Origin of the sequence: Nonomuraea sp. MG754425, assembly GCF_021699195.1 — a bacterium.
Taxonomy (GTDB): Bacteria; Actinomycetota; Actinomycetes; order Streptosporangiales; family Streptosporangiaceae; genus Nonomuraea.
This window is the reverse complement of record NZ_SSXE01000232.1, coordinates 1-14,319: the sequence shown is the minus strand read 5'-3', so window position 1 is coordinate 14,319 and position 14,319 is coordinate 1. Positions and strand designations below refer to the sequence as shown.

Sequence of the window (14,319 nt, the reverse complement as noted above, 5' to 3'; positions counted from 1 at the left end):
CCGGACAGCCCTGTGGCGACGTACGCGGCCTACGCGCTGCTGATGTTGTGGGTGCAGGTGGGCGCGCCGGTGCTGTTCATCAGGCTCGGGCTGATGTCCCGGGCGGGGCAACCGTCGGCCGTCCGCGAGCGTGGGTGAGGGGGCGGCGGGCGAGTCACTAGACTTGGCGCATCATGGCCGTACAGATCTCGCCCAGCATCCTTGCCGCCGACTTCGCCAGGCTCGCCGACGAGGCCGCCGCCGTGCCGAACGCCGACTGGCTGCACGTCGATGTGATGGACTACCACTTCGTGCCCAACCTGACCCTCGGGCTGCCCGTGGTCGAGGCGCTGCGCAAGGCGACCGACACGCCGCTCGACTGCCACCTCATGATCGCCGACCCCGACCGGTGGGCGCCGCAGTACGCGGAGGCGGGCGCGGGCAGCGTGACCATTCACGCGGAGGCGGCCAGGGCGCCCATCCGCACGCTGCGCGAGATCCGCTCGCTCGGCGCGCGGGCGGGCCTCGCGCTCAACCCGGCCACCGCCGTCGAGCCGTACGAGGACCTGCTTCCCGAGCTCGACATGCTGCTGCTGATGACCGTCGAGCCGGGGTTCGGGGGCCAGCGGTTCCTGGACGGCGTGCTGCCGAAGGTGCGCCGGGCCCGCGACCTGATCGCGCGGCACGGCGGGCGGATCTGGCTGCAGGTCGACGGCGGGGTCGACGCCGACACGATCGAGCGGTGCGCCGAGGCGGGGGCCGATGTGTTCGTGGCGGGCAGCGCCGTCTACGGGGCGTCCGACCCGGAGGCGGCGATCGACAAGCTGCGGGCCGCGGCCGATCGCGCGATTTCCTGACATGAAGCCCCGCCCGCCGGGGTAACTCATCACTTATGAGCGACCATGGGATCTTCGGGCCCCGCTCGGTGACGTGGCGGGTGATGGGTGAGCCGATCCTGCTGGTGGGCGGCTTCCGCGCGCTGCTGATGCAGGGGCTGCATCCACGGGCGATGCGCGGCGTGCTGCAGAACTCCGCGCTGATGGACTCGCGGGAGGCGTGGTCGCGGTTCGCGCGTACCACCGAGTTCGTCCGGGTGCGCACCTACGGCACCCGCGCCGAGGTCGAGCGGGCCGGTAGCCGGGTGCGCAAGATCCACGCCCGGCTGACGGCGCACGATCCCGACACCGGCGAGACCTTCCGTCTCGACGATCCCGACGCGCTGCGCTGGGTGCACGTGGGCGAGGTCGACTCCTACCTGTCGGTCGCCCGCCGCGCCGGCGTACGGCTGTCCGACGCCGAGGCGGACACGTTCGTGGCGGAGTGGCGGCGGGCCGCCGAGGTCGTCGGGCTGGCGCCGCAGGACGTGCCGGGCTCGGTCGCGGAGTTGCGTGCGTACATCGAGTCCGAGCGCCCCGGGCTGCGGTTCGTGCCGGAGGCCGCCCATCCGCTGCGCCTGTCGCTGAACGCCCCGCTCCCGCTCCTGCTCACGCCGCTCAAGCCGGCGATGCCCGCGCTGACGCTGCTGGCGTTCGCGACGCTGCCGCGCTGGGCGAGGCGGCTGTACGGGCTGCCCGCCACGCCGGTCGGCGACCTGTGGGCCACGGCCACGCTGCGTACCCTGCACACCGGGCTCGGCCTGGTCCCGGGGCAGGTCCGGTACAGCCCGGCGGCGCGGCGCGCGCACCGGATCATGGCCGCCTGAACCGAGCGCTTGGTTGTTTTCGTGGGGGCGGTCGCGTGCTTCGTACCGGGCATGGCAAACTGGTAGGGAAAGAGAGCTAGCGTGCTCCGGGGTCGGTGAAAGTCCGAACCGGCGGTGACAGTCCGCGACCCGGCCGATGCCATCGGCCGGTTGACTCGGTGAAATTCCGGGACCGACGGTTAAAGTCCGGATGGGAGGTAGCGCGCGAGGTGTCCGGTGTCCCAGCCGGGCGCCTGCCGTGGTGCATGAGACGCACCAGGGCGAATTCCCCCGGGGCCCGCCGTGGCTTTGAGCTACTGGCGAGTAGGAGACCCGGGGTTGGACACACCCGCGCAGGACCTCGCGCACATGACGCGTGCCGTCGAACTGGCCGGGCGCGGACACGGCGGCACCAGCCCCAACCCCGTCGTGGGCTGCGTCGTGCTCGACGCCGCCGGCCGGCCCGCAGGGGAAGGCTTCCACGCCCACGCCGGAGGGCCGCACGCCGAGGTCGCCGCGCTGGCGCAGGCGGGAGAGCGGGCCAGGGGCGGCACCGCGTACGTGACGCTGGAGCCCTGCGACCACACCGGGCGGACCGGGCCGTGCAGCCGGGCGCTGCTGGAGGCGGGCGTGGCGCGGGTGGTGATCGCCGTGACCGATCCCAACCCGAAGGCGGCCGGCGGGGCGGCGCGGCTGCGGGCGCACGGCGTGCGCGTCACGACCGGGGTGCTCACCGGGGCCGCGGAGCGGGTCAACGAGGAGTGGCTGACGTACGTCCGGCTCGGACGCTCCCACGTGACGTGGAAGTTCGCGGCCACGCTCGACGGGCGCTCGGCCGCCGAGGACGGCACCAGCAAGTGGATCACCTCGCCCGAGGCCAGGGCCGACGTGCACCGGCTGCGGGCCGCGTCCGACGCGATCGTCGCCGGGATCGGCACCGTCCTGGCCGACGACCCGCACCTGACCGCCCGCCCCGAGCCCGGCTCCGGCGGCGGGCGCTCGCCGCTGCGGGTGGTGGTCGATCCCGACGGCAGGACGCCACCGTCCGCCCGCGTGCTCGACGACCGGGCCCCCACCCTCGTCGCCGTGGCCGACGACGCCGACACCCCGCTCAAGGCCGACCTGCTGCGCCTGCCCCGCCGCGACGCCGGGCTCGACCTGGCCGCGCTGCTGCGGGAACTGGCGGCGCGCGAGGTGGTCGGCGTGTTCCTGGAGGGCGGGCCGACGCTGGCCGGCTCGTTCGTACGGCAGGGGCTGGCCGACCGGGTGGTGGCGTACCTGGCTCCGGCGTTGCTGGGCTCCGGGCGGGCCGCGCTGGGCGCAGCCGGGGTGGGGACGATCGGCGAACTCCACCGCCTCACATTTGACGAAATTTCCCCCATCGGGCCGGATGTGCGGCTTATTGCGCGGCCCGTCACCCAACCAGGCAGGGAGCAGTGATGTTCACCGGAATCATTGAGGAAAAGGGCGACGTGGTGGCCGTCCGGCAGGCGGGCGGCGGAGCCCTGCTGTCGGTACGCGGCCCGGTCGTCACCTCCGACGCCGGGCACGGCGACTCGATCGCGGTCAACGGGGTGTGCCTCACGGTCGTGGAGGTCGAGGACGACGTGTTCACCGTTGACGTGATCAGGGAGTCGCTCGACCGCAGTTCGCTGGGCCGCCTCACCGAGGGCTCCCCGGTGAACCTGGAACGGGCCGTCCGCGCCGACCAGCGCCTCGGCGGCCACATCGTGCAGGGCCACGTGGACGGCACCGCCGTGCTGCTGTCCCGCGACCCCGGCGAGAGCTGGGACGACCTGCGCTTCTCGCTGCCGCAGCCGCTGGCCCGCTACGTCGCGGAGAAGGGCTCGATCGCCATCGACGGAATCAGCCTGACGGTGACGACGGTTGACGACGAAAGCTTCGGCGTGAGCCTCATCCCGACCACGCTGAAGCTCACCACGATGGGCGAGCGCGCCGTGGGCGACGTCGTGAACATCGAGGTGGACGTCATCGCGAAATATGTGGAGAGGCTGGTGGTCAGGCAGTGAACTGGCTCAATGCCGGATTTGAGGTATTCGGCACGCACGTGCTCTGGACCGACCTGGCCGGCAACGTCGCCGCCCTGGCCACGGTCCTGCTCGCCATGCGCAAGTCGATGTGGACCTGGCCGGTGCAGTTCAGCGGGGCGGTGCTGCTGTTCATCGCCTCGATCAACGCGCACATCACCGGCAACGCGCTCAAGCAGGTGCTGTTCGCGGGCCTGGCCGTCTACGGCTGGCTGGCCTGGCGGCGCGGCACCGAGAACGGCAAGCAGCTCGCCGTCCGGCCCGCCCGGCCGCGCGAGCGGCTGACGCTGATCGCCGTCATGCTGCTGGGCACCGTCGTCGTGGGGCTGCTGCTCTACGCCACGGGCCTGTCGTGGGGCGCGCACGAGCCGCTGCCCAAGGGCGCGTTCCTGGTGGCCGCCGACGCCTACATCTTCGTGGGCAGCGCGATCGCCACCTGGGCGCAGGGCAGGGCGCTGGTGGACTTCTGGATCGTGTGGGTGGCCGTCGACCTGGTCGGGGTGCCACTGGCGTTCAGCTCGAACCTGGTGGTCTCCGGGGCCGTGTACGGCGTGTTCTTCGTGCTGGTGCTCGTCGGGTTCGTCAAGTGGCTGCGGGAGTACCGCACCGGCCCTCTGCAGGTGGCGGTGGCACAATGAGCGACATCACACTCGACCCGATCGAGCGGGCCATCGAGGACATCCGCAACGGCAAGCCCGTGGTGGTCGTGGACGACGAGAACCGCGAGAACGAGGGCGACCTCATCTTCGCCGCGGCCAAGGCCACGCCGGAGGTGTGCACGTTCACGATCAGGCACACCAGCGGCATGATCTGCGTGGCCATGGAGGGCAAGGAGCTCGACCGGCTCGGCCTGCCCCTCATGGTCTTCCACAACAAGGAACGCATGCGCACGGCGTACACGATCACCGTGGACGCCCGCGACGGCGTCTCCACGGGCATCTCCGCGGCCGACCGCGCCAGGACCATCCGCACCCTCGCCGACTCCGCCACCGAGCCGAACGAGCTGGTCCGCCCCGGGCACGTCTTCCCGCTGCGCTACCACGAGGGCGGCGTGCTGGCCCGGCGCGGCCACACCGAGGCGGCCGTGGACCTGGCCAGGCTGGCCGGGCTGTCGGCGGCCGGGGCGCTGGCCGAGGTGGTCAACGACGACGGCACCATGGCCAGGCTGCCCGAGCTGCGCCGCTTCGCCGACGAGCACGACCTGGCCCTGGTCTCCATCGAGCAGCTCGTCGACCACCGGCGGCGGGCCGAGAGCATGGTCACCAGGGTCGCCGAGACCCGGCTGCCGAACGCGTACGGGATGTGGCGGGCCTACGGCTACGCCAGCGCGCTCGACGGCGGCGAGCACGTCGCGCTCGTCTACGGCGACCTGAGCGAGGGGGACAACATCCTGGTCAGGGCCCACTCCGAGTGCCTGACCGGCGACGTGTTCGGCTCGCTGCGCTGCGACTGCGGGGTGCAGCTCGACCACGCCATGTCGGCCATCGCGCAGGAGGGCCGAGGTGTGGTCGTCTACCTGCGCGGGCACGAGGGCAGGGGGATCGGCCTGCTGGCCAAGCTCAGGGCGTACAGCCTGCAGGACAACGGCAGCGACACCGTCGACGCCAACATCGAGCTGGGGCTGCCGGTCGACGCGCGGGAGTTCTCCAACGCGGGGCAGATCCTCGCCGATCTCGGCGTCCGGTCCATCCGGTTGCTCACCAACAACCCGGCCAAGCTCAAGGGCATGGACGGCTACGGCATCAAGGTCATCGGCCGCGAGCCCATGCCCGTGGCGATGAACCCGCACAACGAGCGTTACCTCAAGGCCAAGCGCGAGCGCCTCGGCCACGACATCTCGGAGGCGTCATGAGTGGACAGGGACGGCCGGGCGTCGCCGCGCCGGACGCGGCGGGGCTGACGGTGGGCGTGGTGGCCGCGAGCTGGCACGCCAAGATCACCGATCAGCTCGTGTCCCGGGCGCTGCAGGCGTGCGACGACAGCGGCGCCAGCGCGACCGTGGTCCGGGTGCCGGGTTCGCTGGAGATCCCGGTGGTCGCCCAGGCGCTGGCCCGCCGCTGCGACGCGGTGGTGGCGCTGGGCGCGGTCATCCGCGGCGAGACGGCCCACTTCGAGTACGTGTGCGACTCGGTGACGTCGGGCCTGACCAGGATCTCGCTGGACGAGGAGACGCCGATCGGCAACGGCGTGCTCACCGTCGAGAACCTGGACCAGGCGCTCGACCGCTCGGGACTGCCGGGAAGCAAGGAGGACAAGGGGTATGAGTCGGCCATCGCCGCGCTCGAGACCGCCCTCCTCCTGAAGAACCTCGACTGACCTACGGTAGGTTTCCCTCGTGTCAGAGCCCACGTCCCCGCCCTCGCTGCCCGTCACCTGGCGTCCGCGCCGGGCCCGCGTCGTCGCCTACGGCTTCGGCGTCGTGGTCGTGCTCGGGGCGGTGGTGATGGCCGTCTTCATCGCGCAGCCGTTCGAGCTGGCCGACCGGGTGGCGATCGTGGCGTTCGGCTGCGCGGTGGCGTGGGTGCTGCACCTGCTGGGCCGGGTACGGGTGGAGGCGGACGATCGGGGCGTCACGATCGTCAACGCCGTCCGCACCCACCGGGTCACCTGGCCCGAGGTGCTGGACGTCACGATGGTGGCAGGCGATCCGTGGCCGCGGATCGACCTGTCCGACGGGCGCGCGGTGGGCGCCATGGGCATCCAGGGGTCGGAGAAGGCTCGCGCCCGCCGTGCCACGGCCGAGCTGATGGCCCTGGTCAGGCAGCGCGGTGAGGCGGCCGAGCAGCGGCCTCCCGGCTAACCCGGTTCGGCGAACAACTCCTCCACCGTGTCGACCGTGAGGATGCGGATCAGCCAGTGTTGCAGCAGCTCCAGGTCGTCGCAGGTGGCGATGGCCTCCCGCTTGTCGTGACTGATCCACAGGAAGCGCGACTGCAGGGCGACGTCGATCGCCCTGCGGGCGGCGGTGATCTTGCGCTGGTGCCGGACCTCGGGGGCCACGTGGTGGTCGTCCCACGACTCCGGCATTCCTGGGGGAATGCGCATCAGTCCTCGCCGGGAGCGGCGGCCACCGAGGTGGCGGTGCGGGTGTGGACCGGCGGCACGGCGGACGGGTCGTGTGCAAGGCGAGGGGGCATGCCTTGGCGTCCTCTCGTTCGGTGAGCAGGAGCTTACAACGCGTCATCACCGCGTGACGACCACTTCGGGCGAATATCGCCGAGGCGGGTGTCGTCGTAGCCTGAAGGCGTGCTGCGACGGACAATCAGGGCGATGGACATCGAGTCGCCCGCCAAGCTGATCGAGCTCCTCGACCGGCACGCCTACCTGGCCGACGAGGGGCTGGCCACGGCCGCCTTCCTCGCGCTGCGGATGGGGCGGCCGCTCTTCCTCGAAGGGGAGGCGGGAGTCGGCAAGACGGAACTGGCCAAGACCCTCGCCGCGCTGCTGCGGGCGCCGCTCATCCGGCTGCAGTGCTACGAGGGCCTGGACGCCGCCCAGGCCCTGTACGACTGGGACTTCGCCCGCCAGCTCCTGCACCTCAAGGCCGCGGAGGCGGCCGGGATCACCGACGCGGACCGGCTGGAGGGGGAGATCTACGACCGCCGCTTCCTGATCGCCAGGCCGCTGCTGAAGGCGATCGAGACCCAGCCGAGCGTGCTGCTGGTGGACGAGATCGACCGCGCCGACGACGAGTTCGAGGCGTTCCTGCTGGAGGTGCTCTCCGACTTCACGATCTCGATCCCCGAACTGGGCACGATCAGGGCCGCCACGCCGCCGGTGGTCGTGGTGACCTCCAACAGGACCCGCGAGGTGCACGACGCGCTCAAGCGGCGCTGCCTCTACCACTGGCTGGAGCACCCCGGCTTCGACCGCGAGGTGGCCATCCTGCGGCGCCGGCTGCCCGGCTGCACCGAGACGCTGGCCACCCAGGTGGCGGGGACGGCCGCCCGGCTGCGGCAGGCCGGCCTGGTCAAACCGCCGGGCGTGGCCGAGACGCTCGACTGGACCGAGGCGCTGCTGACGCTGGGAGCCAAGGAGCTCGACCCCGATCTGGCCGCCGCCACGCTGGGCGCGGCGCTGAAGTACCGTGAGGACGTGACGGCGGTGATCGGCAACGGGCTGCTGTCCCATGGATGAGCTCGCGGCCACCATGACGGGGTTCGCCAGGACACTGCGCGCGGCGGGCGTCGCGGCCGACCACGAGCGTACGCAGAACCTGCTCCTGGCGCTCGCCCACCTCGACGTGGCCGACTCCCGCGAGGTGTACTGGGCCGGCCGGCTGACGCTCTGCGCCACCCCCGACGACCTGCCCCGCTACGACCGGTGCTTCGCCGCGTACTTCGGCGGCCGGCGGGCCACGCTCGCGCGCACGGCCACCACGAGCGTCACCCGGCACCTGGCCGAGCACCACGACGACGGCGACGGCGACGAAGGGACGGCCGCCCCCGCCACCGCGAGCCGGATCGAACTGCTACGGCACCGCGACGTCGCCCGGCTCACCGAGGCCGAGCGGGCCGAGGTGCACCGCATGCTGGCGCTGCTCAGGGGCGGCCGGGCGCGCCGCCGCTCACGGCGCTTCGAGAGCGCCCACCGGGGCGGGCTGGACCGGCGCCGCACCATCCGCGACGCACTGCGCACGGGCGAGGTGGCCGGGCTGCGCCGCCGCAGGCACACCACCAGGCCACGCAAGGTGGTGCTGCTCGTGGACGTCAGCGGCTCCATGGCCCCGTACGCCGAGACACTGCTGCGCTTCGCCCACGCGCTGGTCAGGAGCGAGCCCGCGGCCACCCGGGTGTACTCGATCGGCACCAGGCTCACCCCGATCACCGCCGAACTCCGCCACCGCGACCCCGGCACCGCGCTCGACGAGGTCTCCAAGGCCATCCCCGACTGGAGCGGCGGCACCCGCCTGGGCGCGGAACTCAAGGAGTTCCTCACCCGTTTCAGCGCGAGAGGCGCGATCACGGTGATCGCCTCCGACGGGTGGGAACGCGGCGACCCCGAACTGCTGGGCACGCAGATGGCCAGGCTGGCCAGGCAGGCGTACCGGGTGATCTGGGTCAACCCACACAAGGGCTACGAGGACTACCAGCCGCTCACCGGCGGCATGCGCGCCGCCCTGCCGCACCTCGACGACCTGGTGGCCGGGCACAGCCTGGCCGCCTTCGAGCAACTCAGCGAAAGGCTCGCACATGCGTGACGTGCTGCCGGAGATCATGAAGTGGTGGCGGTCGGGGCTCGGCTTCGGGCTGGCCACGGTCGTCGGCACCTGGAGCAGCGCGCCCAGGCCGCCGGGTGCGGCGATGGCGGTGCACGGCGACGAGGTGGTCGGCAGCGTCTCCGGGGGATGCGTCGAGGGCGCGGTGTTCGAGCTGGCCGCCGGGATCGAGACCCCCGTCCTGCAGCGGTACGGCGTGAGCGACGACGACGCCTTCGCCGTCGGGCTGACCTGCGGCGGCATCATCGACATCCTGGTCGAGCCCGTCTCGAAGGAGACCTTTCCCGAACTGGGTGAGATCGCGGCGTCGGTGGCGGCGCGCGAGCCGGTCGCCGTGGCCACCGTCGTCTCCGGCCCCGGCCGGGTCGGGTCCCGGCGGGTCATCTGGCCCGACCGCGCCGGGGGCACGCTCGGCCTGGAGCGCCTCGACGCCGCCGTGGACGACGACGCCCGCGGCATGCTCGCCCAGGGGCTGACCGGCCTGCGACGCTACGGCGAGCAGGGGGAGCGGCGGCTGGACGACCTGGCGGTGTTCGTGCACTCGTTCGCGCCGCCGCCGCGGATGCTGGTGTTCGGGGCCATCGACTTCGCCGCGGCGGTGGCCAGGGTGGGCAAGTTCCTCGGCTACCACGTCACGGTGTGCGACGCGCGCCCGGTCTTCGCCACCCCCAAACGTTTCCCCGACGCCGACGAGGTCGTGGTCAAGTGGCCGCACGACTACCTGGCCTCCGTCCAGGTGGACGAGCGTACGGTGATCTGTGTGCTGACCCACGACCCCAAGTTCGACGTGCCGCTGCTGGAGGTGGCGCTGCGCACCGAGGCCGGTTACGTCGGCGCCATGGGCTCGCGCCGCACCCACGACGACCGTCTCGCCCGGCTGCGCGAGGCCGGGCTCACCGACGCCGAGCTGGCCCGGCTGCGCTCGCCGATCGGCCTCGACCTGGGCGCGCGCACGCCCGAGGAGACGGCGGTGTCGATCGCCGCCGAGCTGATCCAGCTCCGCTGGGGCGGCTCCGGACGTCCGCTGTCCACGACCGACGGCCGCATCCACCACGAGATCCAGCACGAGCTTTCACACGAGCTGTCTCACGGCATCGACGGCGAGGCGACATGAGAACCGCCGAAGTGGCTGGACTGCTGCTCGCCGCGGGCGAGGGAGCCCGGCTGGGCAGGCCGAAGGCGCTGGTCGAGTTCGAGGGCGAGCGCCTGGTGGACCGCGGGGTGCGGATGCTAGAGGAGGGCGGCTGCCACCCGGTCGTGGTCGTGCTCGGCGCGGCCACGGTGCAGGTGCGCGGCGCGGTCACCGTGCGCAACCCCGACTGGGCCTCGGGCATGGGATCGTCGCTGCGGGTCGGGCTGGCCGCGCTGCCCGAGGAGGCCGGGTCGGTGGTGGTCGCGCTGATCGACCAGCCGCTCATCGGGCCGGGCGCGGTACGCGCGCTGATCGGCTCGGGCGCCACCGGCCTGGCGGTCGCCACCTACGGGGGACGGCGCAGGAACCCCGTGCTGATCACCCGCGCGCACTTCGCCGGGGTGGCGGAGCTGGCCACCGGCGACGTCGGGGCGCGGCCGTACCTGAAGGCGCATCCCGAACTGGTCACCGAGGTGCCGTGCGACGACTACGGCGACCCCGCCGACATCGACACGCCCGAGGACCTGGCCCGCCTACAGCCGGAGTGAGGCGATCGCGGCCCGGTGGTCGCTGCCGGTCGCCGGGGCCACGCCCGCCTTGGTCGCGGTCATGCCCTTGAACAGGATGTGGTCGGGCCGGGTGATCGGGAACTCGGCCGGCCAGGTGAACCCGAACCCGTCGCCGGCCGCGCTCTGGGCGTCGGTCAGCGGGGGTGTCAGGCCGTTCATGCCGCGGTCGGTGGTGGCGGTGTTGAGGTCGCCGAGCAGCAGGATGCGCTTGCTGGAGTCGGCGTCGATGAGCTTGCGCGCCCGCGCCAGCGAGGCGTCGCGCGAGGTGGTGTGGCCGGGACGGGCCGAGGCCAGGTGCATGACGTAGACGGTCACCTGGCCCTTGGGCGTGGTGACGACCGCGCGCAGGGCACGCGGCCAGCCCAGCCCGACGTCGAGCGGCCGGGTCTCGGTGATCGGGTAGCGGCTCCACAGGCCGACCGTGCTGACCGGGTAGTGGTACCTGAACATCTTGTTGAGCTGCTTGGCCGCGGGCCCGCCCTTGGTCAGCTCCTGGGCGGCCAGCACGTCGAGGTCCTTGGCGATCGCGCGTACGGCCTCGCCGGAGGTGCTGTTGCGCACGCCCACGTTGACGGTGCCGACGGCCAGGTCGCTGGGCCCGCCGGGCGGCGTGCGGAAGAGTGTGGAGCCGAACATGACCGCCCACACCAGCCCCGGCACCAGCGCCGCGGCGACCGCGGTGGTGGAACGTGCCATCGCGGCGGCCGCGAGCAGCAGCGGCACGGCCAGCCCGATCCAGGGCAGGACGCTCTCGAAGACCGGGGTGAACCCGCCGAGCGCGGGGATCAGTCCATGCCCCGCCAGGGCGACGGCCACCACGACCGACATGACGATGATCACCCGAGTCAGCACTCGAACCAGGCTAGCGGCTCCCGCCCCCCGCTACCGGCGCGATAACATGTCCGCGTCGCGACAGAACATCATTCGGTTCGGTGGGGAGCCCGGCAATGCGCATCGGTATGGCACTCAAGTACTCGGGTGGTTTCAAGGAGTCGGTGGCCGAGCTGGCCGACTACGAGAAGGCGGGGCTGGACATCGTGTTCGTCGCCGAGGCGTACACGTTCGACGCGGTCAGCCAGATGGGCTACATCGCGGCCAAGACCGAGCGGGTCGAGATCGCCTCGGGCATCCTGCCGATCTACTCGCGCACGCCGACGCTCATGGCGATGACGGCCGCCGGGCTCGACTACGTCTCCGACGGGCGCTTCACGCTCGGGATCGGGGCCTCGGGGCCGCAGGTGATCGAGGGCTTCCACGGGGTGCCGTACACCGCGCCGCTGGGGCGTACGAGGGAGGTCATCGAGATCTGCCGCCAGGTCTGGCGGCGCGAGCGCCTGCAGCACGAGGGCCGGCACTACACGGTGCCGCTCCCCGCCGACCAGGGCACCGGCCTCGGCAAACCCCTCAAGATCATCAACCGGCCGGTACGCTCCCGCATCCCCGTCGTGGTGGCCGCCATCGGCCCCAAGAACGTCGAGCTGACCGCCGAGGTGGCCGAGGGCTGGGAGCCGATCTTCTACGTCCCCGAGAAGGCCGCCGACGTCTGGGGCCCCGCGCTGGCCGCGGGCAAGGCGAAGCGCGACCCCGAACTCGGCGAGCTCGACGTGATCGCCCAGGCCACCCTGGCGATCGGCGACGACGTGGCGGGGCTGCTGGAGTTCGGACGGCCGATGGCGGCCCTGTACATCGGCGGCATGGGGGCCAAGGGCCGCAACTTCTACAACGACCTGGCCAGGCGCTACGGCTACGAGAAGGAGGCCGAGCAGATCCAGGACCTCTACCTGGAGGGCAAGAAGGACGAGGCCGCCGCGCTCGTCCCCGCCGAACTGCTGGAGAAGATGTCGCTGGTCGGCACGGAGGGCTTCGTGCGCGACCGGGTGCTGGCGATGAAGGAGTCGGGCGTCACGACCCTGAACGTGACGCCGCTCGGCCGGACCCACGAGGAGCGGCTGCGGCTGATCGAGACGATCAAGGAGATCGCCGGATAGCGGCGCGCGGATCGGGGGAAGCGCCGCTCTCCCCGCCGGCTCCTCGCGCGGCCGGCGGGGTCGTCGTGCTCACTCGTAGGACAGCAGGTCGCCCGGCTGGCAGCCCAGCGCCTGGCACAGGCGGCCCAGGGTGGAGAAGCGGACGGCCCTGGCGTGGCCGTTCTTCAGGATCGACAGGTTGACCACGGTGATCTCCACCCGGCGCGACAACTCGGTGAGCGTCATGCCGCGCTCCTTGAGCAGTTCGTCGAGCCGTACCCTGATGACCGGTTCGGCCATCAGATCGTGGCCTCGACCTCTTCGAGCAGGGCCAGGCCCGGGCGTGCGAGCTCCGGCGCGACGGCGCCGATCGGCTCGCCCGGCGGCAGGTGGGACGGATGGCTCTCGGTCAGCAGCATGGAGGAGAGTATGGCCTCCCCCGCCGCTGCGGGCACGGCCGACACGACCGATCCCACGATCGCGACCCCGGCCCGCGCTGCGTTAACGAATGTCGTTATGTCGAGGCCGGGCTGCGGCGGGTGGCGTGGTGAAGGTGGGGCGGCCGGCGGCGTGAGGGGCCTATGGTGGGTCGGACATCCTGATATCGAGTAATTGGCGGGGATATGTCCGACGGGACGGAGCAGACACCGTCGTTGGTCGCTGACCGGTACCGGCTTGACGAGCGCATCGGCGGCGGGCCGATGGGCGAGGTGTGGCGGGGCTACGACACGCGGGCCGACTGGGTCGTGGCCGTGAAGGTGCTCGGCGCCAGAGCGGCCGGCGCCGCCACGCGGGAGGTGCTCAAGCAGCACGCCCAGGCCGTGGCCCGGGTGATCCACCCGAACGTGGCCATGGTGCTCGACGTCGGAGACCACGGCGGCTCCCCGTTCCTGGTCATGGAGTTCCTCACCGGCCTCAGCCTCGGCGAGGAACTGGCCGCGCGCGGGCCGTTGAAGATCGTCGAGGTGTGCGACCTGATCGGGCAGGCGGCGGCCGGGTTGGACGCCGCGCACCGGGCCGGGGTCGTGCACGGACGGGTCGGTCCCGACAGCTTCCGCCAGGCCGGCAGCGGCGTGCTCAAGGTCGTCGGGTTCGGGATGGACGAGCGGGCGCCGGCACCCGAGGGGAGCCGGTACGTCTCGCCCGAGCGACGCGCCGGCGAGACGGCGCAGGCCCCCGGAGACGTGTACGCGCTGGGCTGCGTCTGCTACGAGCTGCTGTGCGGGCGCACGCCCTCCGGCGACGGGGCTGCGCCCAGCGCGATCAGGCGCGAGGTGCCGCCCGAACTGGACCGGCTGGTGCTGGCCATGCTCGCCGAGGACCCGGGGCAGCGGCCCGCCAGCGGGGAGAGTGTGCGCCGGGCGCTGGCGGCCATCGCCCGGCCGAAGCCCGGCCAGTCGGTGCCGCACGTGACAGGCGCGACCCTGCGCGACCCCGGCCTGTTCCCGCCCGCCGCCGCCGGAGCCGGCGCCCCGGGCGGTCCAGGTGCCCCGGGCGGTCCAGGTGGTCCGAGTGGCCCAAGCGGTTCGGGTGGTCCTGGCGGTTCGGGTGGCCCCGGTGGTCCGGGTGGTCCGGGTTCGAGGGTAGTGCCGGGCGGTGGCGGGTTCGTGGGTGTCGGGGCGGGGGCCACGGAGATCTTCAACGCCCCGCCGGGCGGGCCCGGCGCCCCGCCGCCCAGAGCCGGTGACACCGCGATCTTCCAGGCGGGCGATCTGGAGCGGCCCC

17 protein-coding genes and 1 riboswitch are annotated in these 14,319 nt (G+C 72.5%); of the genes, 14 read left to right on the top strand and 3 right to left on the bottom strand.

Annotated elements, in window-relative coordinates; translation table 11 throughout:
• The first annotated feature begins 173 nt into the window (after positions 1 to 173).
• The 8 genes from rpe to FAF44_RS46480 all read left to right on the top strand — a co-directional run bounded on the left by rpe (position 174) and on the right by FAF44_RS46480 (position 6,508).
• Entirely contained in the window at positions 174 to 836 is a 663-nt protein-coding gene (gene rpe, locus FAF44_RS46515; RefSeq protein ID WP_237109869.1) for a ribulose-phosphate 3-epimerase, read from the top strand.
• Positions 837 to 871: 35 nt separating this feature from the next.
• Positions 872 to 1,681, top strand: a complete 810-nt coding sequence (locus FAF44_RS46510; protein ID WP_237109868.1) for an oxygenase MpaB family protein — start codon at positions 872 to 874, stop codon at positions 1,679 to 1,681.
• Positions 1,682 to 1,758: 77 nt separating this feature from the next.
• Positions 1,759 to 1,889: riboswitch (FMN riboswitch) on the top strand.
• Between the two features lie 110 nt (positions 1,890 to 1,999).
• Positions 2,000 to 3,100 (top strand): bifunctional diaminohydroxyphosphoribosylaminopyrimidine deaminase/5-amino-6-(5-phosphoribosylamino)uracil reductase RibD, encoded by a 1,101-nt coding sequence (gene ribD / locus FAF44_RS46505; protein ID WP_237109867.1) that lies wholly within the window; start codon positions 2,000 to 2,002, stop codon positions 3,098 to 3,100.
• Positions 3,100 to 3,690 carry a riboflavin synthase gene (locus tag FAF44_RS46500; RefSeq protein WP_237109866.1) on the top strand — a complete coding sequence of 197 codons (591 nt, stop codon included), beginning with the start codon at positions 3,100 to 3,102 and terminating at the stop codon, positions 3,688 to 3,690. Before ribD ends, FAF44_RS46500 begins: the two co-directional genes overlap by 1 nt.
• Entirely contained in the window at positions 3,687 to 4,346 is a 660-nt protein-coding gene (locus FAF44_RS46495; protein ID WP_237109865.1) for a nicotinamide mononucleotide transporter family protein, read from the top strand. The genes FAF44_RS46500 and FAF44_RS46495 overlap by 4 nt, the downstream gene beginning before the upstream one ends.
• Positions 4,343 to 5,560, top strand: a complete 1,218-nt coding sequence (locus FAF44_RS46490; protein WP_237109864.1) for a bifunctional 3,4-dihydroxy-2-butanone-4-phosphate synthase/GTP cyclohydrolase II — start codon at positions 4,343 to 4,345, stop codon at positions 5,558 to 5,560. Before FAF44_RS46495 ends, FAF44_RS46490 begins: the two co-directional genes overlap by 4 nt.
• Positions 5,557 to 6,024: a 6,7-dimethyl-8-ribityllumazine synthase gene (gene ribH / locus FAF44_RS46485; protein ID WP_237109863.1), complete on the top strand. Its 468-nt coding sequence runs from the start codon at positions 5,557 to 5,559 to the stop codon at positions 6,022 to 6,024. The genes FAF44_RS46490 and ribH overlap by 4 nt, the downstream gene beginning before the upstream one ends.
• A 19-nt stretch (positions 6,025 to 6,043) precedes the next feature.
• Positions 6,044 to 6,508 (top strand): PH domain-containing protein, encoded by a 465-nt coding sequence (locus tag FAF44_RS46480; RefSeq protein WP_237109862.1) that lies wholly within the window; start codon positions 6,044 to 6,046, stop codon positions 6,506 to 6,508.
• Here the strand turns inward: FAF44_RS46480 and FAF44_RS46475 are convergent.
• A complete protein-coding gene (locus FAF44_RS46475) occupies positions 6,505 to 6,753 on the bottom strand; it encodes a hypothetical protein (RefSeq protein WP_237109861.1) in 249 nt (82 codons plus the stop codon). The genes FAF44_RS46480 and FAF44_RS46475 overlap by 4 nt on opposite strands.
• A 225-nt stretch (positions 6,754 to 6,978) precedes the next feature.
• Here FAF44_RS46475 and FAF44_RS46470 point away from each other — a divergent pair, with 225 nt between their 5' ends.
• From FAF44_RS46470 to FAF44_RS46455, 4 genes are read left to right on the top strand one after another with little or no spacing between them, the layout of a single operon-like run.
• Positions 6,979 to 7,845: a MoxR family ATPase gene (locus tag FAF44_RS46470; protein WP_237109870.1), complete on the top strand. Its 867-nt coding sequence runs from the start codon at positions 6,979 to 6,981 to the stop codon at positions 7,843 to 7,845.
• Entirely contained in the window at positions 7,838 to 8,908 is a 1,071-nt protein-coding gene (locus FAF44_RS46465) for a VWA domain-containing protein (protein WP_237109860.1), read from the top strand. Before FAF44_RS46470 ends, FAF44_RS46465 begins: the two co-directional genes overlap by 8 nt.
• Positions 8,901 to 10,040 carry an XdhC/CoxI family protein gene (locus tag FAF44_RS46460; protein WP_237109859.1) on the top strand — a complete coding sequence of 380 codons (1,140 nt, stop codon included), beginning with the start codon at positions 8,901 to 8,903 and terminating at the stop codon, positions 10,038 to 10,040. The genes FAF44_RS46465 and FAF44_RS46460 overlap by 8 nt, the downstream gene beginning before the upstream one ends.
• Complete coding sequence (locus FAF44_RS46455) at positions 10,037 to 10,606, top strand: NTP transferase domain-containing protein (protein WP_237109858.1); 570 nt, start codon at positions 10,037 to 10,039, stop codon at positions 10,604 to 10,606. The genes FAF44_RS46460 and FAF44_RS46455 overlap by 4 nt, the downstream gene beginning before the upstream one ends.
• Here FAF44_RS46455 and FAF44_RS46450 read toward each other — a convergent pair.
• The gene (locus FAF44_RS46450) at positions 10,592 to 11,479 is read right to left on the bottom strand and encodes an endonuclease/exonuclease/phosphatase family protein (RefSeq protein WP_237109857.1); all 888 of its coding nucleotides are present in this window, start codon (positions 11,477 to 11,479) and stop codon (positions 10,592 to 10,594) included. The two genes, FAF44_RS46455 and FAF44_RS46450, sit on opposite strands and share 15 nt — an antisense overlap.
• 95 nt (positions 11,480 to 11,574) lie before the next feature.
• Here FAF44_RS46450 and FAF44_RS46445 point away from each other — a divergent pair, with 95 nt between their 5' ends.
• Complete coding sequence (locus FAF44_RS46445; RefSeq protein WP_237109856.1) at positions 11,575 to 12,615, top strand: LLM class F420-dependent oxidoreductase; 1,041 nt, start codon at positions 11,575 to 11,577, stop codon at positions 12,613 to 12,615.
• A gap of 69 nt (positions 12,616 to 12,684) precedes the next feature.
• On the opposite strand, the gene FAF44_RS46440 is transcribed toward FAF44_RS46445, so the two are convergent.
• Positions 12,685 to 12,894: a helix-turn-helix transcriptional regulator gene (locus tag FAF44_RS46440; protein ID WP_237109855.1), complete on the bottom strand. Its 210-nt coding sequence runs from the start codon at positions 12,892 to 12,894 to the stop codon at positions 12,685 to 12,687.
• 353 nt (positions 12,895 to 13,247) lie between these two features.
• Here FAF44_RS46440 and FAF44_RS46435 point away from each other — a divergent pair.
• Positions 13,248 to 14,319 (top strand): serine/threonine-protein kinase (locus tag FAF44_RS46435; protein ID WP_237109854.1); only part of this gene is annotated, 1,072 nt, incomplete at its 3' end.

Bases quoted from the DNA above. Each gene is read 5' to 3' on its own strand.
- rpe (WP_237109869.1), top strand. From the start codon at position 174: ATGGCCGTACAGATCTCGCCCAGCATCCTTGCCGCCGACTTCGCCAGG.
- FAF44_RS46510 (WP_237109868.1), top strand. From the start codon at position 872: ATGAGCGACCATGGGATCTTCGGGCCCCGCTCGGTGACGTGGCGGGTG.
- FAF44_RS46500 (WP_237109866.1), top strand. From the start codon at position 3,100: ATGTTCACCGGAATCATTGAGGAAAAGGGCGACGTGGTGGCCGTCCGG.
- FAF44_RS46490 (WP_237109864.1), top strand. From the start codon at position 4,343: ATGAGCGACATCACACTCGACCCGATCGAGCGGGCCATCGAGGACATC.
- ribH (WP_237109863.1), top strand. From the start codon at position 5,557: ATGAGTGGACAGGGACGGCCGGGCGTCGCCGCGCCGGACGCGGCGGGG.
- FAF44_RS46475 (WP_237109861.1), bottom strand. From the start codon at position 6,753: ATGCGCATTCCCCCAGGAATGCCGGAGTCGTGGGACGACCACCACGTG.
- FAF44_RS46470 (WP_237109870.1), top strand. From the start codon at position 6,979: ATGGACATCGAGTCGCCCGCCAAGCTGATCGAGCTCCTCGACCGGCAC.
- FAF44_RS46465 (WP_237109860.1), top strand. From the start codon at position 7,838: ATGGATGAGCTCGCGGCCACCATGACGGGGTTCGCCAGGACACTGCGC.
- FAF44_RS46460 (WP_237109859.1), top strand. From the start codon at position 8,901: ATGCGTGACGTGCTGCCGGAGATCATGAAGTGGTGGCGGTCGGGGCTC.
- FAF44_RS46455 (WP_237109858.1), top strand. From the start codon at position 10,037: ATGAGAACCGCCGAAGTGGCTGGACTGCTGCTCGCCGCGGGCGAGGGA.
- FAF44_RS46445 (WP_237109856.1), top strand. From the start codon at position 11,575: ATGCGCATCGGTATGGCACTCAAGTACTCGGGTGGTTTCAAGGAGTCG.
- FAF44_RS46440 (WP_237109855.1), bottom strand. From the start codon at position 12,894: ATGGCCGAACCGGTCATCAGGGTACGGCTCGACGAACTGCTCAAGGAG.